This window comes from Yersinia rohdei ATCC 43380 (genome assembly GCF_000173775.1).
Classification (GTDB): domain Bacteria; phylum Pseudomonadota; class Gammaproteobacteria; order Enterobacterales; family Enterobacteriaceae; genus Yersinia; species Yersinia rohdei.
Window position 1 is genome coordinate 61,320 of record NZ_ACCD01000020.1, and the last position, 16,991, is coordinate 78,310.

Below are 16,991 nucleotides of genomic sequence, written 5' to 3' on the forward strand. Positions count from 1 at the left end.
TATTTGATTAAATAACTATTATTTAATCTTCAGCAGACAATCAATGTCTTGCGATGGAGTGAATGATATAGCATTGCTGTTGAATTAAAATCACAAACTACTGACCATTTGCATCAAATTATTTGATTGATAATTTACGCTTCTTGAAACTCTTTTACTTAAGGACAGGTATGTGTGGGTCATCCCCTTGACGCAAACTGACGCTCAGCCTCACTTGGCAATAAACAACCGCCCGACTGCTGTAATTTCAATGAGCTACCCTGTAGAATAAAGGCGCTATCATGACTCACTGACTGAAAAAGGCTTAAAAATGACGTCTGCAACTCAAATTAATCACCGTGGCTCAATATCTTCTCCGATTGTTGTTGCTCTGGATTATGCCAATAAAGACGCGGCGTTAGCCTTTGCTGATCGTGTTAATCCGCAAGATTGCCGATTAAAAGTGGGCAAAGAGATGTTTACTTTATATGGCCCGCAATTGGTTCGAGACCTGCATCAGCGCGGCTTTGAGGTTTTCCTCGATTTGAAATTCCACGATATCCCTAATACCACGGCCCATGCGGTTGCCGCTGCCGCAGAGCTGGGAGTGTGGATGGTGAATGTCCACGCCAGTGGGGGCGCGCGGATGATGACTGCGGCGAAAGAGGCGCTATTACCTTTTGGCCAGCAAGCCCCGCTGCTGATTGCGGTCACGGTATTGACCAGCATGGATGGGGAAGATTTACGTGATATCGGCATTAATATCAGCCCGGCGGAACAAGCTGAGCGCTTGGCGAAATTGACCTGGGATTGTGGTCTGGATGGCGTGGTGTGTTCCGCCCATGAAGCAGTGCGTTTGAAGCAAGTGTGTGGCACTGATTTTAAGTTAGTGACGCCGGGGATCAGACCACAAGGGAGTGAGGCCGGCGATCAACGCCGGATTATGACACCGGAAGAGGCTCAGTCCGTCGGTGTGGATTATATGGTTATAGGGCGGCCTATCACCCAATCTCCAGATCCAGAACAAACACTGCGTGACATTCTGAACTCACTGAATAAGGGCACATCATGAGTAATGATAATAGCCGTCTGGTGTATTCAACTGACAGCGGGCGCATCAGTGAGCCAGAGATAAAACCCGAACGTCCCAAAGGGGATGGTATCGTGCGTATCCAGCGCCAAAGCAGTGGCCGCAAAGGGAAGGGCGTCAGCCTGATAACCGGTATTGATGGCAGTGATGAAATGCTTGAGAAACTGGCAGCCGAGTTGAAGAAAAAGTGCGGTTGTGGTGGTGCAGTGAAAGAGGGCGTCATTGAGATTCAAGGGGATAAACGCGATCTATTAAAGCAACTGCTGGAAGCGAAAGGGATGAAAGTTAAACTGGCGGGGGGCTGAGATATAGCCGCCAAAATAAGCGCATTCATAGGCTGGCGGAACCTTTGTCCCGCCAGTTTATAGCCAGTCGATTTTATAACAAGTCAGTTTTAGAACAAGTCAGTTTTAGAACAAGTCAGTTTTATAACCGGTCAGTTTTAGAGCTGGCCAGTTTATAATTAAGACAGCTTCATCCGAAAGACTCAATATAATCCACAGCGATGGATATTATCGGTAACCAGCGAACGTATTCTGCTGCCCTAGATAAATAAGTTACTCGAGTCAGAAAATACAGCTCACTCCCTGTTACCTCAAGCACAAAAGATAACGTTATTTACCTACCTGATGGCCAATAACCCCACCAATTGCCGCGCCCCCTAATGTCCCTAAGGTACTGCCGGTCAAGACCGCACCCCCTACCGCACCGGCACCGGCACCAATGGCGGTGTTACGGTCACGTTTTGACATGTTCGAGCAGGCGGATAATGATAAGGCCAAGGTCAGTGCCAAGGCGGCAGTAGCAAATCGTTTATTGATAATCATCATAATAATTCTCCTGACGTTGGCTGAATACCAATTGAATTTACTTTAGTCACTAGATAGCTTAGTAACTATAGGCATTATTTCAATTTTAGCCGCAGTCATAATATGTTGGTGTTTAGAATAAAAAACGCTTTTTTAATTTAAAAATGGGATTAATACGGCAAACCTCTTTTCCCTTCAATATAAACTAGTATAAATAACCAGGAATCATTTAATAGGTAAATAGTCCTAATTTGGCTGGGCAGGCAGGGAAGTTACAGATTATTTGCCGTAAAAGGCACGATTAACTCATTGTCTGTGCTGAACAATATTTACTCACGGCTCTGTCTGGCTCTCAGACTGTCGTTTCCAGCCGATCTGCACGCTGTTTATAGCTATTTATCCCATACCGATTCTGGCCTGTGCCGCTGAAAATGAGACAAATTCAGTTATTCAGGATACGACGATGCTCAACGAACTGAAGCAGCAAGTGCTTGCCGCTAATCTGGCATTACCGCGCCATAATCTGGTGACCTTCACTTGGGGAAATGTTAGCGCCGTCGATAGGCAGCATGGCTTGTTGGTGATTAAACCTTCAGGTGTTGAATATGACGTCATGACGGTAGATGACATGGTGGTCGTGGAGCTGGAAACCGGCAAAGTGGTGGAAGGCGATAAAAAACCTTCGTCTGATACCGATACACACCGGGTGCTTTACCTTAATTTTCCGCAGGTTGGCGGCATAGTACATACCCATTCCCGTCATGCCACTATCTGGGCGCAAGCCGGGTTGGATTTACCGGCCTGGGGCACCACCCATGCAGATTATTTCTATGGCACTATCCCTTGTACTCGCTTGATGACGGCAGAAGAGATTGCTGGCCGTTATGAGTGGGAGACGGGAAATGTGATTATCGAAACATTTCAGACGCGCGGCATCAATCCTGATGCAGTACCTGCCGTATTGGTTAATTCACATGGGCCATTTGCCTGGGGAACCAGTGCCGAGAATGCGGTACACAATGCGGTGGTATTAGAAGAGCTGGCCTATATGGGCATTTTTTCGCGCCAGTTAAATCCACAATTAGGGGCCATGCAGCCGCAATTGTTAGACAAACATTATCTGCGCAAACACGGGAAAGATGCTTATTACGGGCAGTAAGCTAGCTCACCCGTGCTCAGTCTTGCACGGGTTTTTCCAACCATAACACCGAGTCTGTAATATCGAGCATTTTGGCTTCAACTTGCGCGATAGCATCATTAATGCCTTGATTGTAATAATATACGCCTAGCTCACGGCTGATAAATTGCAGCAAAAACTCCGCATCAAAATCTTCCAATTCAAAATGATGTTCTTGTTCCAGATACCGCTGTAATTTATGGGTCATGCGCTGCGTTTGTTCGCGGGTAAAAGTAATCTCTGCCATGCTAAATGCTCCAGCAACCGGGGTTATTTTGATAATTGCTTATGTTCAGCTTATTCGCTGAGGATATCAACCTGAATACCTTGGGACAGTAACTGTTGTCGATAACCCAGCGACAAGCGGTTATCCGTAATAACCCGGCTGATAGCCGCCAGCGGGGCAAGTGAGTTTTGATGCACTTGACCAAATTTTGAGGCATCCGACAAAATAATATTTTCTGCCCCCTTGGCCAGCACACTATTAATCACTTGCGCCCGCAACAGGTCGCGCCCGGTAAAACCGGCATCTGGCTGATAGCCATCAATACCGATAAATGCCTTACTGAAATGGACATGGCGCAGACAAAGCTGTGTTAAGGGGCCGACCATGCTGTCACTTTTCTTTTGGTAAATCCCGCCCAGCAAAATCACTTCGCAGGCGGAATCTTTTAATTGCCGGGCAATATAGCCGCTCACGGTCACCAGCGTAATGGTGGGGCGCTGTGCCAGTTGATGAGCCAGCAAGGCGTTGCTGCTGCCACTTTCAATAAACACCGTTTCGCCATCATTGACCAGTGTCGCCGCATGGTTGGCCAAAAGCTGTTTCATCGGAAAATGGGTCATCATGCGCACCGCGACATCCTCACTTTGCAGGGCGACGGCGGCACCATGAACGCGCTTGAGCAAACCCCGTTTCTCTAACAGGTTGAGATCTTGGCGGAGAGTGACTTCAGAAACGTGATTTTTCTGTGCCAATTCACTGACACTCACCCGGAGTTGGTCATTCACCTGCTGTAAAATAAGATGCTGTCTTGGGTTCATGATTTTCCCGTTAACGAAATAAACTTTCGTTTGAAGTGTAAATGACTTTCGAATGAAAGGTATTTGATGGAGATCACGTTCTTGGCGGATGATTGGTCTATGATTGCGGTTAATGATTTTTGCTAATCCAAACCGGAGGTTTTTATGGAGCTTTATCTTGATACCGCTGATGTGGCCGCAGTAAAACGCTTGGCGCGCATCCTGCCATTACAGGGCGTTACCACCAATCCAAGTATTTTGGCCAAAGTGGGCAAACCTATCTGGGAGGTGTTGCCGGCGCTGCGCGATGCATTGGGTGGCACGGGTAAACTCTTTGCTCAAGTGCTGGCCAGTGACAGCGAACTGATGGTGTCTGAGGCGGTATTGTTATCGCAACGGGTGCCCGGTTTGGTGATTAAAGTGCCCGCCACGGCGGAAGGATTAGCGGCAATCAAAAAACTGAAAACCATGTCTATCCCGACGTTGGGCACCGCGGTTTATGGTGCCGGTCAGGGGCTATTGTCTGCCTTAGCGGGAGCCGAATATGTCGCGCCTTATGTCAATCGGCTGGATGCTCAGGGAGGGGATGGCATTGCAATGGTGCGGGAACTGCAACAGTTGCTGACCTTGCATGCGCCGGGCGCTAAAGTGCTGGCCGCCAGCTTCCGTACACCACGACAGGTGCTCGACTGCTTGTTGGCGGGGTGCCAGTCGGTGACTCTCCCGGTGGAGGTAGCAGAGCAGTTTATCAGCACTCCGGCAGTGCAAGCCGCGGTAGAACAGTTTGAACATGACTGGCAGGGTGCATTTGGTACGCCAATTCTGAGCTGACTCAGGATGGGTGGGCTGAAAAATAAAAACGCCCGATTAATTAATTAACGGGCGTTTTTTGTTACATTGTCACTTTGTAACCGTGACACTTTATTTATGCACTGCTATGCCCTAAAGATCCCCAGCGGCCGACGATCAACAGGGGCATTTACCCAGTTTGCCTGCTTCGCTCGGGAATCGCGCCTCCAAACAATAACGATGAAATTCTCGCTCACTCATCGGTGGCGTCTCTGGATGATGACGGCGCATATGATTCACATAATTGCCGTAATCCTGCACGCCCACCATTAAGCGAAAACTTTGCGCCACCCGATGTGCAATCAGCCGCACCCATGCCCACAACGTTGTGGGGTGAGCGACCACCGGAACCAAAGGCACGCAGCGTATAATCTGCCTTGGGCCGCGGGGCAATGGCTGATGCTGTAAAAGGTGCGTTGGCCGCCTGGACAGCGGTATACCTGCTTTAGCCACGAGCCGTCTCCTCACGGAACACGATTTCAGTCTCATGTGTTGTCGGCTGGCTGGATTTCAGCGCGCGACGAATGACAAAGAAAGATGAAATCAGCATGGTCACCGCCACCAGCATGAAGAAAGCACATAAGGCGGCATTGACCTGGTTGTTAAACACGATAGTTTCCATGTCTTTAATGCTTTTGGCAGGAGCAATTAAAACGCCTTGATCGACCCCAGCGGCGAATTTTTTCGCCTGAGCCAGGAAGCCAATACTCGGTTTTTCATGGAATATCTTCTGCCAACCTGCGGTCATTGAGGTAATAAACAGCCAAATAGTTGGCAGGATGGTTACCCAAGCATAGCGCTGCTTCTTCATTTTAAACAGGACGACAGTGCCTAAAATCAGCGCCATTGAGGCCAGCATTTGGTTACCAATCCCGAATAATGGCCACAAGGTATTGATGCCACCCAGCGGGTCGATGACCCCTTGATAGACAAAATAGCCCCAACAAGCCACGGCCACCGTGGTGCCAGACAAGTTCCCCAGCCATGAGCGGTTATTGGCCAGACTTGGCACTACCACCCCAACCAAGTCCTGCACCATAAAGCGGCAAGCACGGGTACCGGCATCCACCGCGGTCAAAATAAACATGGCTTCGAACAGGATGGCAAAGTGATACCAGAAGGCCATCATATTACGGCTGTTAAAGACTTCACTGATGATATGCGCCATACCCACCGCGAAGGTCGGTGCACCGCCCGCACGAGAAAGAATAGAGTTCTCGCCCACATCTTTGGCAATCATGGCCAGCGTTTCAGGGGTAACGGCAAATCCCCAGCTGTTGATGGCCAGAGAGGCGCTTTCGACTGTGGTGCCAATTAATGCCGCCGGTGAGTTCATGGCGAAATAAACGCCCGGGTCAATTACCGAAGCACAAATCAGCGCCATAATGGCAACGAAAGATTCCATCAGCATCGCGCCATAACCGATAAAGCGAGTGTGACTTTCGCGCTCAATCAGTTTTGGTGTGGTGCCACTGGCCACTAACGCATGGAAGCCGGAAATCGCGCCGCAGGCGATGGTGATAAACAAGAAGGGGAACAAGCTGCCGGAGAAGACCGGCCCGCTGCCATCAATAAAGCGCGTGACCGCAGGCATTTTCATTTCCGGCATGGCAAACACAATACCAATGGCCAGACCGATAATAACGCCAATTTTCAAGAAGGTAGACAGGTAATCTCGCGGTGCCAGCAACAGCCATACCGGCAACACCGAGGCGATAAACCCATAGATAACCAGCACCCAGGTCAGCGTGGTGCCATGCAAGGTGAAGAATGGCCCCCAGTAAGGGTGCGCGGCAATATTTCCGCCGTAAATAATCGCGGTCATCATCAGTACAAAACCAATGATGGACACTTCGGCGATTTTACCTGGGCGAATAAAACGCATATATACGCCCATAAACAGGGCGATTGGGATGGTGGTAGCAATGGTAAACAGGCCCCAAGGACTGTCAGCCAAGGCTTTGACCACCACCAATGCCAGTGCCGACAAGATGATAATCATCACGCCCAGTGCGCCTAACATGGTGATAACACCCGCAAATGCGCCCAGTTCTTGCTTTGCCATTTCCCCCAGCGAGCGGCCATCACGACGGGTGGAGATAAACAGGATCAGGAAGTCCTGCACCGCGCCCGCCATCATCACCCCCACCAGAATCCAGATGGTGCCCGGCAAGAAGCCCATTTGCGCCGCCAAAATTGGCCCGACTAATGGCCCGGCACCGGCAATCGCGGCAAAGTGGTGACCGAAAAGCACCCATTTGTTGGTTGGTACATAGTCCAGCCCGTCATTACGCCGTTCGGCAGGGGTTAAACGCCGGTCATCCAGCTCAAAGACATTTTTGGCAATAAACAGGCTGTAGAAACGATACGCAATGCTGTAACAGGCTACTGCGGCCACCACTAGCCATATGGCATTGACATGCTCACCTCGATTGAGTGCCAGCATGGCAAAGGCAAATGCACCAATTAGCGCCACGGTCAGCCATATAATGACAGTCTTGACGTTCTTCATGGGGTAACGACTCCTTCGTTATGTAGGGAAATTTAACTGTTATCGACGCCAATAGGGGACTAAAGGTCGTAACGGTTATTTAACATAGGAGCTTTAATGTGAAAGAAAAGTAGCGAAAGTGAGAAATGTGATGTGCTAATTGTTTTTAACTCATGTTTAGTATCATTTACTTACATATTGTGACAGCTACCCATCATCTTAAAATTGAGTCAGTCTTTATTTTGGCAATAAAAAAGCCGTGGGATGTTAACCACGGCTCGAGCCTTGCGGCATTTTTACTGAATCTCAGTCACCGACTGTCAAACGACAGGGCGGGCCACGACATTGCGGGTTTCCATCCGCACTTCAGCAATGCGAACTTCAATCTTGTCGCTTTGGCTATACACCGTCTCGCCTTTAATCTGCACGGTGCCGGTTTCTTGGCTGCACACCATTTCATCACGAACTGCATGGATGAAGGGGGCCGGAATAAAGGCCACCGCGCCGTTATCCAACAAGCGCACCCGCAGACCACCACGAGTCACATCGATGATTTCTGCTGCAAAGCGCGTATCGGTACCGGCTTGAGGTTGCAGGTAGCGGGCATATAGCCAGTCACCGACATCACGTTCAGCCATGCGATTTAACCGGCGGCGCTCTGCCAGTTGGACGGTAATTTCATCCTGTGGTTTTTCTGCTTGCTGGCCAGTAATAATGGCTTTTAGCAGGCGATGGTTAACCATATCGCCATATTTACGAATTGGCGAGGTCCAGGTGGCGTAGGCTTCAAGCCCTAACCCGAAGTGAGGGCCAGGCAGGGTGCTGATTTCTGCGAAAGTCTGGAAACGGCGGATACGGCTGTCGAGGAACTGCGTCGGCAGGGCATCAAGATGACGACGTAATTCACAGAAGCCCGGCAGTGTCAGCAGCGCTTGGGGATCGGCTTCAACCCCATTGGCTTGCAAGACGGTTGCGGCTTGTTCGACCAGCGCCGGATCAAATCCGGTATGCACGTTATAAATACCAAAACCAAGGTTATCGCGCAGAGCAATGGCCGCACAAACGTTAGCGGCAATCATGCACTCTTCAACAATGCGGTTGGCAATCCGGCGGTGTTCAACAATGATATCCAGCACTTCGCCTTTATCGCCTAACAGGAAGCGATAGTCAGGGCGGTCTTTGAACACCAATGCATGTTGTTGACGCCACTCACTGCGGGTGTCACAAACGCGTTTGAGTAAGGTGATTTGCTCGGCGATAGCGGTGTTTTGTGGCTGCCAGTCGCCTTGACCTTCTAACCAGTCAGACACCTCGTCATACACCAATTTGGCTTTGGACTCGACCCAAGCGGCAGAAAAACGAATATCATCTCCCAGCGCGCCGTCTGCGGCGATAGTGACACGGCAGACCAGCACTGGGCGGCGTTCATTGGGGCGCAATGAACACAGATTGTCTGATAAATCGCGCGGCAGCATCGGGATATTAAAGCCCGGCAGATAGTTGGTAAACGCACGTTTACGGGCGATTAAATCCAACTCACTGTTTTCATCGACGTAGGCGGTAGGGTCGGCGATGGCAATGGTCAACAACAGGGAACCGTCACCTTTGTCTTCCACATACAGGGCATCGTCCATATCTTCGGTGCTGGCACTGTCGATGGTGACAAAATTCAGCGCGGTCAAATCTTCTCGCTGAAGGTCAGTATCATGCAGGGCGGACTCAACCATCACTGGGGCTTCACGTTCCAGATTATGGCGCGCCAAGGTGACCCACCAAGGGACAAAATGGTCTTCTCCGTCGGTGATAAAGGCGGTCAGGTCGGCATTAAAGGTGCGATCGCCTTTTAACGGATGGCGGCGCATTTCCGCGACGGCCCAATCCCCCGTTTTGAAATCGTGGGTTACCTCAGTGGCCGGACGGCATTGAATGGCGTCACGTAGCAGAGGATGGTCAGGGACAATAAAAAGACGGCCATCTTTGTTCTGCACTCGGCCAACAAAGCGCGATAAAAATGGCTCAACCAGAGTTTCCGGCTCAACAATTTCACGATCTTTATCGGTATGTAAGGTGGCAATAATCCGGTCACCGTGCATAACTTTTTTCATCTGCGGTGGCGGAATAAAGTAACTTTTCTGCCCGTCTACCTCAAGAAAGCCAAAGCCTTTCTCAGTACCTTTTACCACGCCTTCGACGCGTGGGGTCTGAGTGTGAAGTTGCTGTTTTAGCTGCGCCAGCAGCGGGTTATCTTGAAACATATCGTCCAGTGAATGGTGTAGTGAGTGGGTTTAATCCGGCTGACAGTTTTACGCGAATCAGTCCCTGCGGGCAAGCGGCATATCACCTTGACGCGGAATTCCCTGTCAGAGACAGGGGCATGCTCGCTGCCCCTCATAGATCGAAATGATAGATTGGCCTTTATGTATTCAGGCAATGCGCAGTGATGACGGCGGCTGCCAAGGTCGTACCGTCACGGGCACGGATTTTGAGGTAGGTGTATGGGTGTTATCACCAAAACTAGACAGCGGCACCAGTGGATTGGTTTCTGGGTAATAGGCGGCGAGATTTCCCGCTGGAATATCATAGCTGACCAATTTGAACCCACTGACTTTGCGGATGACACCATCATTCCACTGAGTTTCTATCTCCACCAGGTCGCCATCTTGCAAAGATAAGGCGGCTAGATCTTGTGGGTTAATAAACAGGACTTCCCGCTGACCATACACCCCGCGATAGCGGTCGTCGAGGCCATAAATCGTGGTGTTGTATTGATCATGAGCGCGCAGAGTTTGCAGCACAAAAGGCGCGGGGACGCCCGCCATCGGCGGGAATAAGCTCTCGGGCAAAGCTGCGGCGCAAAACTCGGCTTTGCCACTGGGGGTTGCAAAATGCATTTGTGCTGCAGCGCTCCCCAGATAGAAACCGCCGGGTTGCTCGCAGCGCGCATTGAAATCATCAAAACCGGGGATGGTCGCGGCAATATGCTCGCGGATCAGGTGGTAATTATCGGCTAATGCCAGCCAATCCAGTGCTTTTCCTGACGCGGGTTTGGCGGCAAACACGGCATTGGCAATACCGCAAACAATGGCGGTTTCAGAATGCTGAGTCTCTGCCAGCGGTTTCCCCACACCCTCGGAGGCATGCACCATGCTGAAAGAATCTTCTACCGTAATAAATTGTGAGCCGCTGGCTTGCATATCGCGCTCCGTACGGCCCAATGTAGGTAAAATCAAGGCGTCCGCGCCGGTAATCAGGTGGCTGCGATTCAGTTTGGTACTGATATGCACGGTCAGGTCACAATTGCGCAATGCTTGGGCGGTGCGAGCGGTATCAGGAGCGGCGGCCGCCAAGTTACCGCCAAGGGCGATAAGCACTCTGATTTCACCGCGCAGCATGGCCTCCAGTGCTTCGACGGTGTTATGACCTGCCTCCTGAGGCGGAGTGAAACCAAAATGCTGCCCCAGACGCGCGAGCATAGCGGCAGTGGGTTTCTCATCAATACCCATGGTGCGGTTACCCTGCACATTACTGTGACCGCGCACCGGACATAAACCCGCCCCCGGTTTGCCAAGTTGCCCAAACAGCAACTGGAGGTTGGTCAGTTCACGTACGGTATTCACCGAGTGCTTGTGCTGGGTTATGCCCATCGCCCAGGTCAGAATAACGCGCTCCGCATGCTGATAAATATCCGCAGCATGGCGAATTTGCACTTCACTCAGGCCAGATTGCTGGGTTATCTGCTCCCACGGGGTGCTATCGACAGTTGCCAGGTACGCCTCTACTCCTTGGGTGTGTGCGCTAATAAAGCTCTGGTCAAATAAGCCCGCCCCCCCTTGTGCCAACTGCTCTCGGTGAGTTTCCAGTAGGGCTTTTACCATGCCGCGTACGGCCGCCATATCGCCGCCTAAATTGGGCTGAAAATAAGCCGAACTGATAGGTGAGGATTTTGGCGTTAACATTTCCAGCGGATTTTGTGGATCGGCAAAACGTTCCAGACCGCGCTCACGTAACGTATTGAAGCTGACAATTCGAGCGCCGCGATCTTTCGCGTGGCGTAAGCTGTGCAACATTCGTGGATGATTGGTGCCCGGATTCTGCCCAAAGACAAAAATGGCATCCGCCAGTTCAAAATCTTGCATCCGAATGGTGCCTTTCCCCACCCCGATACTCTGTTTTAGCCCAGTGCCGCTGGCTTCATGACACATATTTGAGCAATCAGGGAAGTTATTGGTACCGAGCATGCGGCCAAATAACTGATAAAGGTAAGACGCCTCATTGCTGGCCCGGCCCGAGGTATACAGCTCCAGCTGGTTAGGGTTGTCCAGGCCATTAATGTGTTTGGCAATCAATGCTAACGCGGCTTGCCAACTGATCGGTTGATAGCGGTCAGTGTGCGGATTATAGCGCATTGGGTGAGTGATACGACCTTGATATTCAAGGAAATAATCACTTTGCTGGCGCAAGGTGGTTAGGCTGTGTTCGGCAAAAAATTGTGGTTCGACGGCTTTACGGGTGGCTTCCCAACTGACGGCCTTCGCCCCATTTTCACAAAAGCTGAAGGTGCTGTGGTTATCATCTCCCCAGGCACAGCCCGGGCAGTCAAAACCTTTCACCTGATTGACGCGCAGCAAATTGCGAATGTTTTTCAATGCTTGTTTACTGTCCAGCACAAAGCGGGTGGTTGCTTCCAGAGAACCCCAGCCGCCAGCTGCACCGCTATAGGGTTTTATTGCCGATTTAAATTTCATATTTGATATACCGCAGGTGTTATTTTTGCTTCAGACAGGTAACAAGGAATTAACTGTTTGACTCTATTTTTTTACAAGTCTAGTGGGGTAGCTCTCTGGCGTCTAATCGAATGCGGCTATCACGGCATAGACAATACCTATCACGCAAAGTTATTTCTGTGAGGCACGGCAGGGGGAAGGATAATGAATGGCGTCTGCTCAGCGCGCCCCGACGGGCGCGATAATTAATTCTCGGGATAAACTTTGTCTTTAAACTCGCATAAGTCTTCAATGATGCAGGAGCCACAGCGCGGTTTACGGGCAATACAGGTATAGCGGCCATGAAGAATCAACCAGTGGTGGCAATCAAGTTTAAATTCTGCCGGCACCACTTTGAGCAACTTGGCCTCAACCTGGTCAACATTACTGCCGGGAGCAAAACCGGTGCGATTACAGACTCGGAATATATGGGTATCAACGGCAATGGTCGGCCAGCCAAAGGCGGTATTCAACACCACATTGGCGGTCTTGCGGCCAACACCGGGTAAGGCTTCTAGCGCGGCGCGATCTTCAGGAACTTCGCCTTGGTGTTTTTCCAGTAACTGACGGCATGTTTTGATGACGTTTTCAGCTTTGGTATTAAATAAACCTATAGTTTTGATGTATGGCTTCAGGCCATCGACACCCAAATCTAATATGGCTTGTGGGGTATTGGCCACCGGATAAAGCTTGGCGGTGGCTTTATTGACACTGACATCCGTGGCCTGTGCCGACAACAATACTGAAATCAACAGCTCAAAAGGGGTGCTGTAAACCAACTCGGTGGTGGGGTGCGGGTTGTTATCCCGCAGGCGAGTCAAGATAGCGACACGTTTTTCTTTATTCATCAGGCTTTCTCAGTCGCGATGTCCGGAACTTGTGGCGCAGTGACCCGTACTTTGGCTTTGCGCGCTTTCATTTTTTCGTCAATGACATATTTACCGGCCAGCATTAACCCTAAACCAATAAAGGCCCCTGGGGGCAGCATCGCCAGCAGAAATGGGCTGTCCAGATGCAAGATGTCAATACGCAATGCTTTGGCCCAATGACCCAGTAATAAATCTGCGCCATCAAATAAGGTGCCGTTGCCCAGAATTTCGCGCAGTGAACCCAGCACAAATAGGGCGCCGGTAGCGCCTAATCCCATCGATAAACCATCCAGCGCGGATAAACCCACCGGATTTTTAGCCGCGTAAGCTTCTGCGCGCCCAATCACAATACAGTTCGTCACAATCAATGGGATGAATATGCCGAGTGACTCGTATAAACCAAAGGCATAGGCGTTAATCAGCATTTGCACCGTACTGACCACGGAAGCAATAATCATCACGTAAATGGGGATGCGAATTTCATGCGGTACCCAGCGGCGCAGGGCCGAAACCGCGATATTGGTGCACACCAACACCAGAGTGGTGGCTAGCCCCAAACCCAATGCATTGGTGGCGGTGGATGACACCGCCAACAGTGGGCACAGGCCCAGCAATTGTACCAAGGCGGAGTTGTTTTTCCATAATCCTTGCGTTATGAGATCTTTGGCTTCACTCATTGATGTTCTCCACAGACCGGCAAACTATTGAGTCTTGCGGGCAGGGTTTCTAAATACAGCGTCGTGTTTTTTACCGCGCGGACCACGGCTCGCGGGGTGATAGTGGCACCGGTAAACTGATCAAAAGTGCCGCCATCTTTCTTCACCGCCCAGCGCGCGTCCTGTTCGCCATCAACATGTTGGCCGCTGAAATGGTTAATCCAATCAGAGATACGAATATCTATTTTATCACCAAGGCCGGGGGTTTCGTGGTGTTCAATTACCCGGCTGCCCAAGACGTTACCGTGAAAATCGGCCCCCACCAACAATTGGATAGCACCAGAATACCCATCTGGCGCGGTGGTCTCAATGGCGGCAGCGGCAGGCTGGCCTGCTTTACGTGCCAGGTAAAGGCGGTGAGGGGCGCTATTACCCAAGGCAGGGTCAGTGACAACGTAACATTCTGCTTGCATGTCGTTGTCATAATATTCGGTGGGAACCACCTGATCCAGCAAGGCTTTTTGTTGTAATGCGGCCTGTTGGGCAATGGTCTTCTCGGTCAGTGAGTTAACCACAGCGGTTAGCCCCGTCGCGCCGGCGGCAAATAATGCCAGCGTGATACCGTGACGCTTCATGGTGTTTAGCATAACGGCTCCTTATTAGTGCCCGGTTTTATGGCCATAAACCCGTGGCTGGGTATAGTGGTCAATCAGTGGAACGGTGATATTGGCTAATAACACGGCAAAGGCCACGCCGTCAGGATAACCGCCATAAACCCGAATTAACCACACCAGCATACCAATCAGCGCCCCGAAAATCAGACGGCCACGGGGAGTGGTAGAGGCACTGACGGGGTCAGTGGCAATAAAGAACGCCCCCAACATGGTGGCACCGGAAAACAGATGCAACAGCGGTGGGGCGTAGCTTTGTGGCGCAATCAACCAGCTGATACTGGCACAGGCCGCTAAAGCGAGCAGGAAACTGACCGGAATATGCCAATGAATGGCTTTACGCCACAGCAAAAACAGGCCGCCCGCCAGAAACCCAATATTAATCCACTGCCAGCCGATACCCGCTAACGCCCCGGCAAAAAGCGGTTGCTGGAGGATCTCTTCCACCGGTTGGCTGCGCAGTGCGGTTTTAAAATGATCGAGTGGGGTGGCTTGGCTGATGCCATCAAACCCCATTTGCAGTTGATGGATATCTGCCCCATTGTGGGTGAATCCGGTAAAAATAGTTAACAGGCTGTCATAAAACCCGACCGGCGTCTCTTGTAATGGCAGTGGGGGCAGCCAACTGGTCATTTGCACCGGGAATGAAATCAGCAGCACAACATAGCCGACCATGGCCGGATTAAAGGGATTTTGCCCCAACCCCCCATAGAGTTGTTTGGCAATCACAATGGCGAATAAAGTGCCTAATACAATCATCCACCAAGGGGATAATGGCGGCAGACTTATCCCTAACAGCAAACCGGTGAGCAGGGCGGAATTGTCACGCAATCTTATCAAGACCGGTTGCTTGCGCAATTGCAACACCGCGCCTTCGGCCAACCAGGCGGTCACTATGGCCAGCGCCACTTGAATTAAGCTGCCATACCCAAAGAAGTAGGTTTGGGCGACAATGCCCGGAATGCACGCCAACACCACCAACAGCATGATACTGCGGGTGCTACGTTGATTATGTGTAAAGGGTGAGCTGGCTATCTGCAACCCTGGGTTCTGGGTCGGTGTTACAGGCCTGAATTTCATGAAATTGCAACCATATGTCGAATACTTAATCAGGTTCTAAACGCAGGCGTCGCGCGGGCAAGTCAAGGCTTGCGGGCGTCAATACACTCAGCCGTCTGGGGAATAATATTGCTGCGCATTCTACCCTATTCAGACAAAGTGTAATACGTCTTAATCATAGGGTTATTATTCATCTTATATTGTGTTGTTAGATAAATAATAGTGTTTAATAAATGTGATAAATAAAAATAAACTTGCATTTTATATCGAAATAGTTACAAAAAATATCTTGCAATAGAGGGCCAGAAAAAAGCGTTATTAGCCGTGGGTAGCAAAAAATGCGGTGATAATGTGATTAGCAAGAAAATCCCTAACGGAGCTTTATGGGTATAACTCACTGTTAAATAAAAGGTTATTCGTGGATGTTATTAGGATTGAGAAAAGCGTTGGCATAATGATAGATTAATGTACTATGCACTATAAATATATATTTAAAGAACAATAGCATGGTAAGCGAAGACATATTATTTATAGAAGAATTAATCGAGTGGATTGAAATCAATTTAGAAAAACGCCCAACATTGGATGATGTGGCTAAGATTTCTGGCTATTCGAAATGGCATCTGCAACGTAAATTTAAAAGTATTGTTGGTTTACAATTAGCCTCCTATATACGTGGCCGAGTGTTGACTCGGGCTGCTGTGGCTTTGCGCATTTCAAGGCGGCCCATCATTACTATCTCTGATGAGCTAGGCTTTGATTCCCAACAAACCTTCACCCGCACCTTTAAGAAGCGTTTTGGTATTACGCCGAATAATTTTCGGCAGATGGAGCACTTGAATGTGCAGGGAATGATCCCACGCTTTAGTTTTTATGAAAATTACACACCAGAAATCAAACGGATAACCTTGCCTGAAAAAGAGCTGGTGGGCTTCACCCGCCGTTTGGATTTTGATGAGCACAATCATCGTAGTGGTCAGCACTCATCTTGCATGGCGATGAAAGATGAAATTTTGCTCGATTTCTTTAAGGAAATTAACTTTTCTTGCCAACGTGTGTATTCCTTGTTCTTAGCCAAGGAGTGTCAGGCGGGGCAAAATAGTGTGTATTATTCGACCGCAATTGATAAAGACAAGAAGCATGAACTGCAAGGGCACCGCGAGATAGACCATATCTCAATACCGGCGGGCGAGTTTTTGTCTATCAGCCATCAAGGCAGCGCTAAAGATTGCGTTAAGTTCTCTACTTATCTATTTAATGAAGTTCTGCCTAAACTGCGCGAGGAATTCGGTGGTGGGGTTGAAATGGAAGTTATTGAGGTGGATTCTTGCCATGCTGAATCTAAAATGCGTGATATTTCAGTCTGCTACAGTTATTTGATGGCAGTGAATTGACGCCTTGCTACCACCTTCAGCAGGGCGTCACAGATTAAGCGTTAATCCGAATTAATGACTTGAGCGGCTTTTTTAGCTTTCACTCGAGCAATGGCGGCGGCAACTGCGGCTTTGCGTGGGTCTTCCTCTGGCACTTGGCTGTCAGTGTTCGCAGTTTCAGC

Annotated in this window: 16 protein-coding genes; 5 read left to right on the forward strand and 11 right to left on the reverse strand. The window is 49.9% G+C overall.

What is annotated here, in order from left to right; genetic code table 11:
- Positions 1-310: 310 nt before the first annotated feature.
- Positions 311-1,051 (forward strand): orotidine-5'-phosphate decarboxylase, encoded by a 741-nt coding sequence (pyrF, locus tag YROHD0001_RS05430; protein ID WP_004715591.1) that lies wholly within the window; start codon positions 311-313, stop codon positions 1,049-1,051.
- Entirely contained in the window at positions 1,048-1,374 is a 327-nt protein-coding gene (yciH, locus tag YROHD0001_RS05425; RefSeq protein ID WP_032817361.1) for a stress response translation initiation inhibitor YciH, read from the forward strand. The genes pyrF and yciH overlap by 4 nt, the downstream gene beginning before the upstream one ends.
- Before the next feature lie 309 nt (positions 1,375-1,683).
- Here yciH and osmB read toward each other — a convergent pair whose 3' ends face one another.
- Positions 1,684-1,899 carry an osmotically-inducible lipoprotein OsmB gene (osmB, locus tag YROHD0001_RS0118280; RefSeq protein ID WP_002210611.1) on the reverse strand — a complete coding sequence of 72 codons (216 nt, stop codon included), beginning with the start codon at positions 1,897-1,899 and terminating at the stop codon, positions 1,684-1,686.
- A gap of 442 nt (positions 1,900-2,341) precedes the next feature.
- Here osmB and araD point away from each other — a divergent pair, with 442 nt between their 5' ends.
- The gene (gene araD, locus YROHD0001_RS05420; protein WP_004715595.1) at positions 2,342-3,037 is read left to right on the forward strand and encodes an L-ribulose-5-phosphate 4-epimerase; all 696 of its coding nucleotides are present in this window, start codon (positions 2,342-2,344) and stop codon (positions 3,035-3,037) included.
- A gap of 16 nt (positions 3,038-3,053) precedes the next feature.
- On the opposite strand, the gene YROHD0001_RS05415 is transcribed toward araD, so the two are convergent.
- Positions 3,054-3,302: a DUF2164 domain-containing protein gene (locus tag YROHD0001_RS05415; protein WP_004715596.1), complete on the reverse strand. Its 249-nt coding sequence runs from the start codon at positions 3,300-3,302 to the stop codon at positions 3,054-3,056.
- Between the two features lie 50 nt (positions 3,303-3,352).
- On the reverse strand, positions 3,353-4,099 hold the full coding sequence (locus tag YROHD0001_RS05410; RefSeq protein WP_004715597.1) for a DeoR/GlpR family DNA-binding transcription regulator: 747 nt from the start codon (positions 4,097-4,099) through the stop codon (positions 3,353-3,355).
- 144 nt (positions 4,100-4,243) lie between these two features.
- Between YROHD0001_RS05410 and fsa the strand changes: the two genes are divergently transcribed.
- On the forward strand, positions 4,244-4,909 hold the full coding sequence (fsa, locus tag YROHD0001_RS05405) for a fructose-6-phosphate aldolase (protein ID WP_004715598.1): 666 nt from the start codon (positions 4,244-4,246) through the stop codon (positions 4,907-4,909).
- 135 nt (positions 4,910-5,044) lie between these two features.
- Here the strand turns inward: fsa and YROHD0001_RS05400 are convergent, their stop codons facing one another.
- From YROHD0001_RS05400 to rsxD, 8 genes are all read right to left on the reverse strand, one after another.
- A complete protein-coding gene (locus YROHD0001_RS05400; protein ID WP_072100655.1) occupies positions 5,045-5,380 on the reverse strand; it encodes a YbdD/YjiX family protein in 336 nt (111 codons plus the stop codon).
- Positions 5,373-7,439 carry a carbon starvation CstA family protein gene (locus YROHD0001_RS05395; RefSeq protein ID WP_032817362.1) on the reverse strand — a complete coding sequence of 689 codons (2,067 nt, stop codon included), beginning with the start codon at positions 7,437-7,439 and terminating at the stop codon, positions 5,373-5,375. The genes YROHD0001_RS05400 and YROHD0001_RS05395 overlap by 8 nt, the downstream gene beginning before the upstream one ends.
- Positions 7,440-7,738: 299 nt before the next feature.
- Positions 7,739-9,673, reverse strand: coding sequence for an exoribonuclease II (locus tag YROHD0001_RS05390; RefSeq protein WP_004715601.1), 1,935 nt, complete (start codon positions 9,671-9,673; stop codon positions 7,739-7,741).
- Positions 9,674-9,841: 168 nt separating this feature from the next.
- On the reverse strand, positions 9,842-12,163 hold the full coding sequence (locus YROHD0001_RS05385) for an FdhF/YdeP family oxidoreductase (protein ID WP_004715602.1): 2,322 nt from the start codon (positions 12,161-12,163) through the stop codon (positions 9,842-9,844).
- A 224-nt stretch (positions 12,164-12,387) separates the two neighbouring features.
- A complete protein-coding gene (gene nth / locus YROHD0001_RS0118285; RefSeq protein WP_032817363.1) occupies positions 12,388-13,029 on the reverse strand; it encodes an endonuclease III in 642 nt (213 codons plus the stop codon).
- Positions 13,029-13,727 (reverse strand): electron transport complex subunit E, encoded by a 699-nt coding sequence (locus tag YROHD0001_RS05380; RefSeq protein WP_032817364.1) that lies wholly within the window; start codon positions 13,725-13,727, stop codon positions 13,029-13,031. The genes nth and YROHD0001_RS05380 overlap by 1 nt, the downstream gene beginning before the upstream one ends.
- Positions 13,724-14,353 carry an electron transport complex subunit RsxG gene (rsxG, locus tag YROHD0001_RS05375; RefSeq protein ID WP_004715604.1) on the reverse strand — a complete coding sequence of 210 codons (630 nt, stop codon included), beginning with the start codon at positions 14,351-14,353 and terminating at the stop codon, positions 13,724-13,726. Before rsxG ends, YROHD0001_RS05380 begins: the two co-directional genes overlap by 4 nt.
- Before the next feature lie 12 nt (positions 14,354-14,365).
- Positions 14,366-15,457 carry an electron transport complex subunit RsxD gene (gene rsxD / locus YROHD0001_RS05370; RefSeq protein WP_004715605.1) on the reverse strand — a complete coding sequence of 364 codons (1,092 nt, stop codon included), beginning with the start codon at positions 15,455-15,457 and terminating at the stop codon, positions 14,366-14,368.
- Positions 15,458-15,942: 485 nt separating this feature from the next.
- On the opposite strand from rsxD, the gene YROHD0001_RS05365 reads away from it, so the two are divergent.
- Entirely contained in the window at positions 15,943-16,830 is an 888-nt protein-coding gene (locus tag YROHD0001_RS05365; RefSeq protein ID WP_004715607.1) for a helix-turn-helix domain-containing protein, read from the forward strand.
- Positions 16,831-16,991 lie beyond the last annotated feature (161 nt).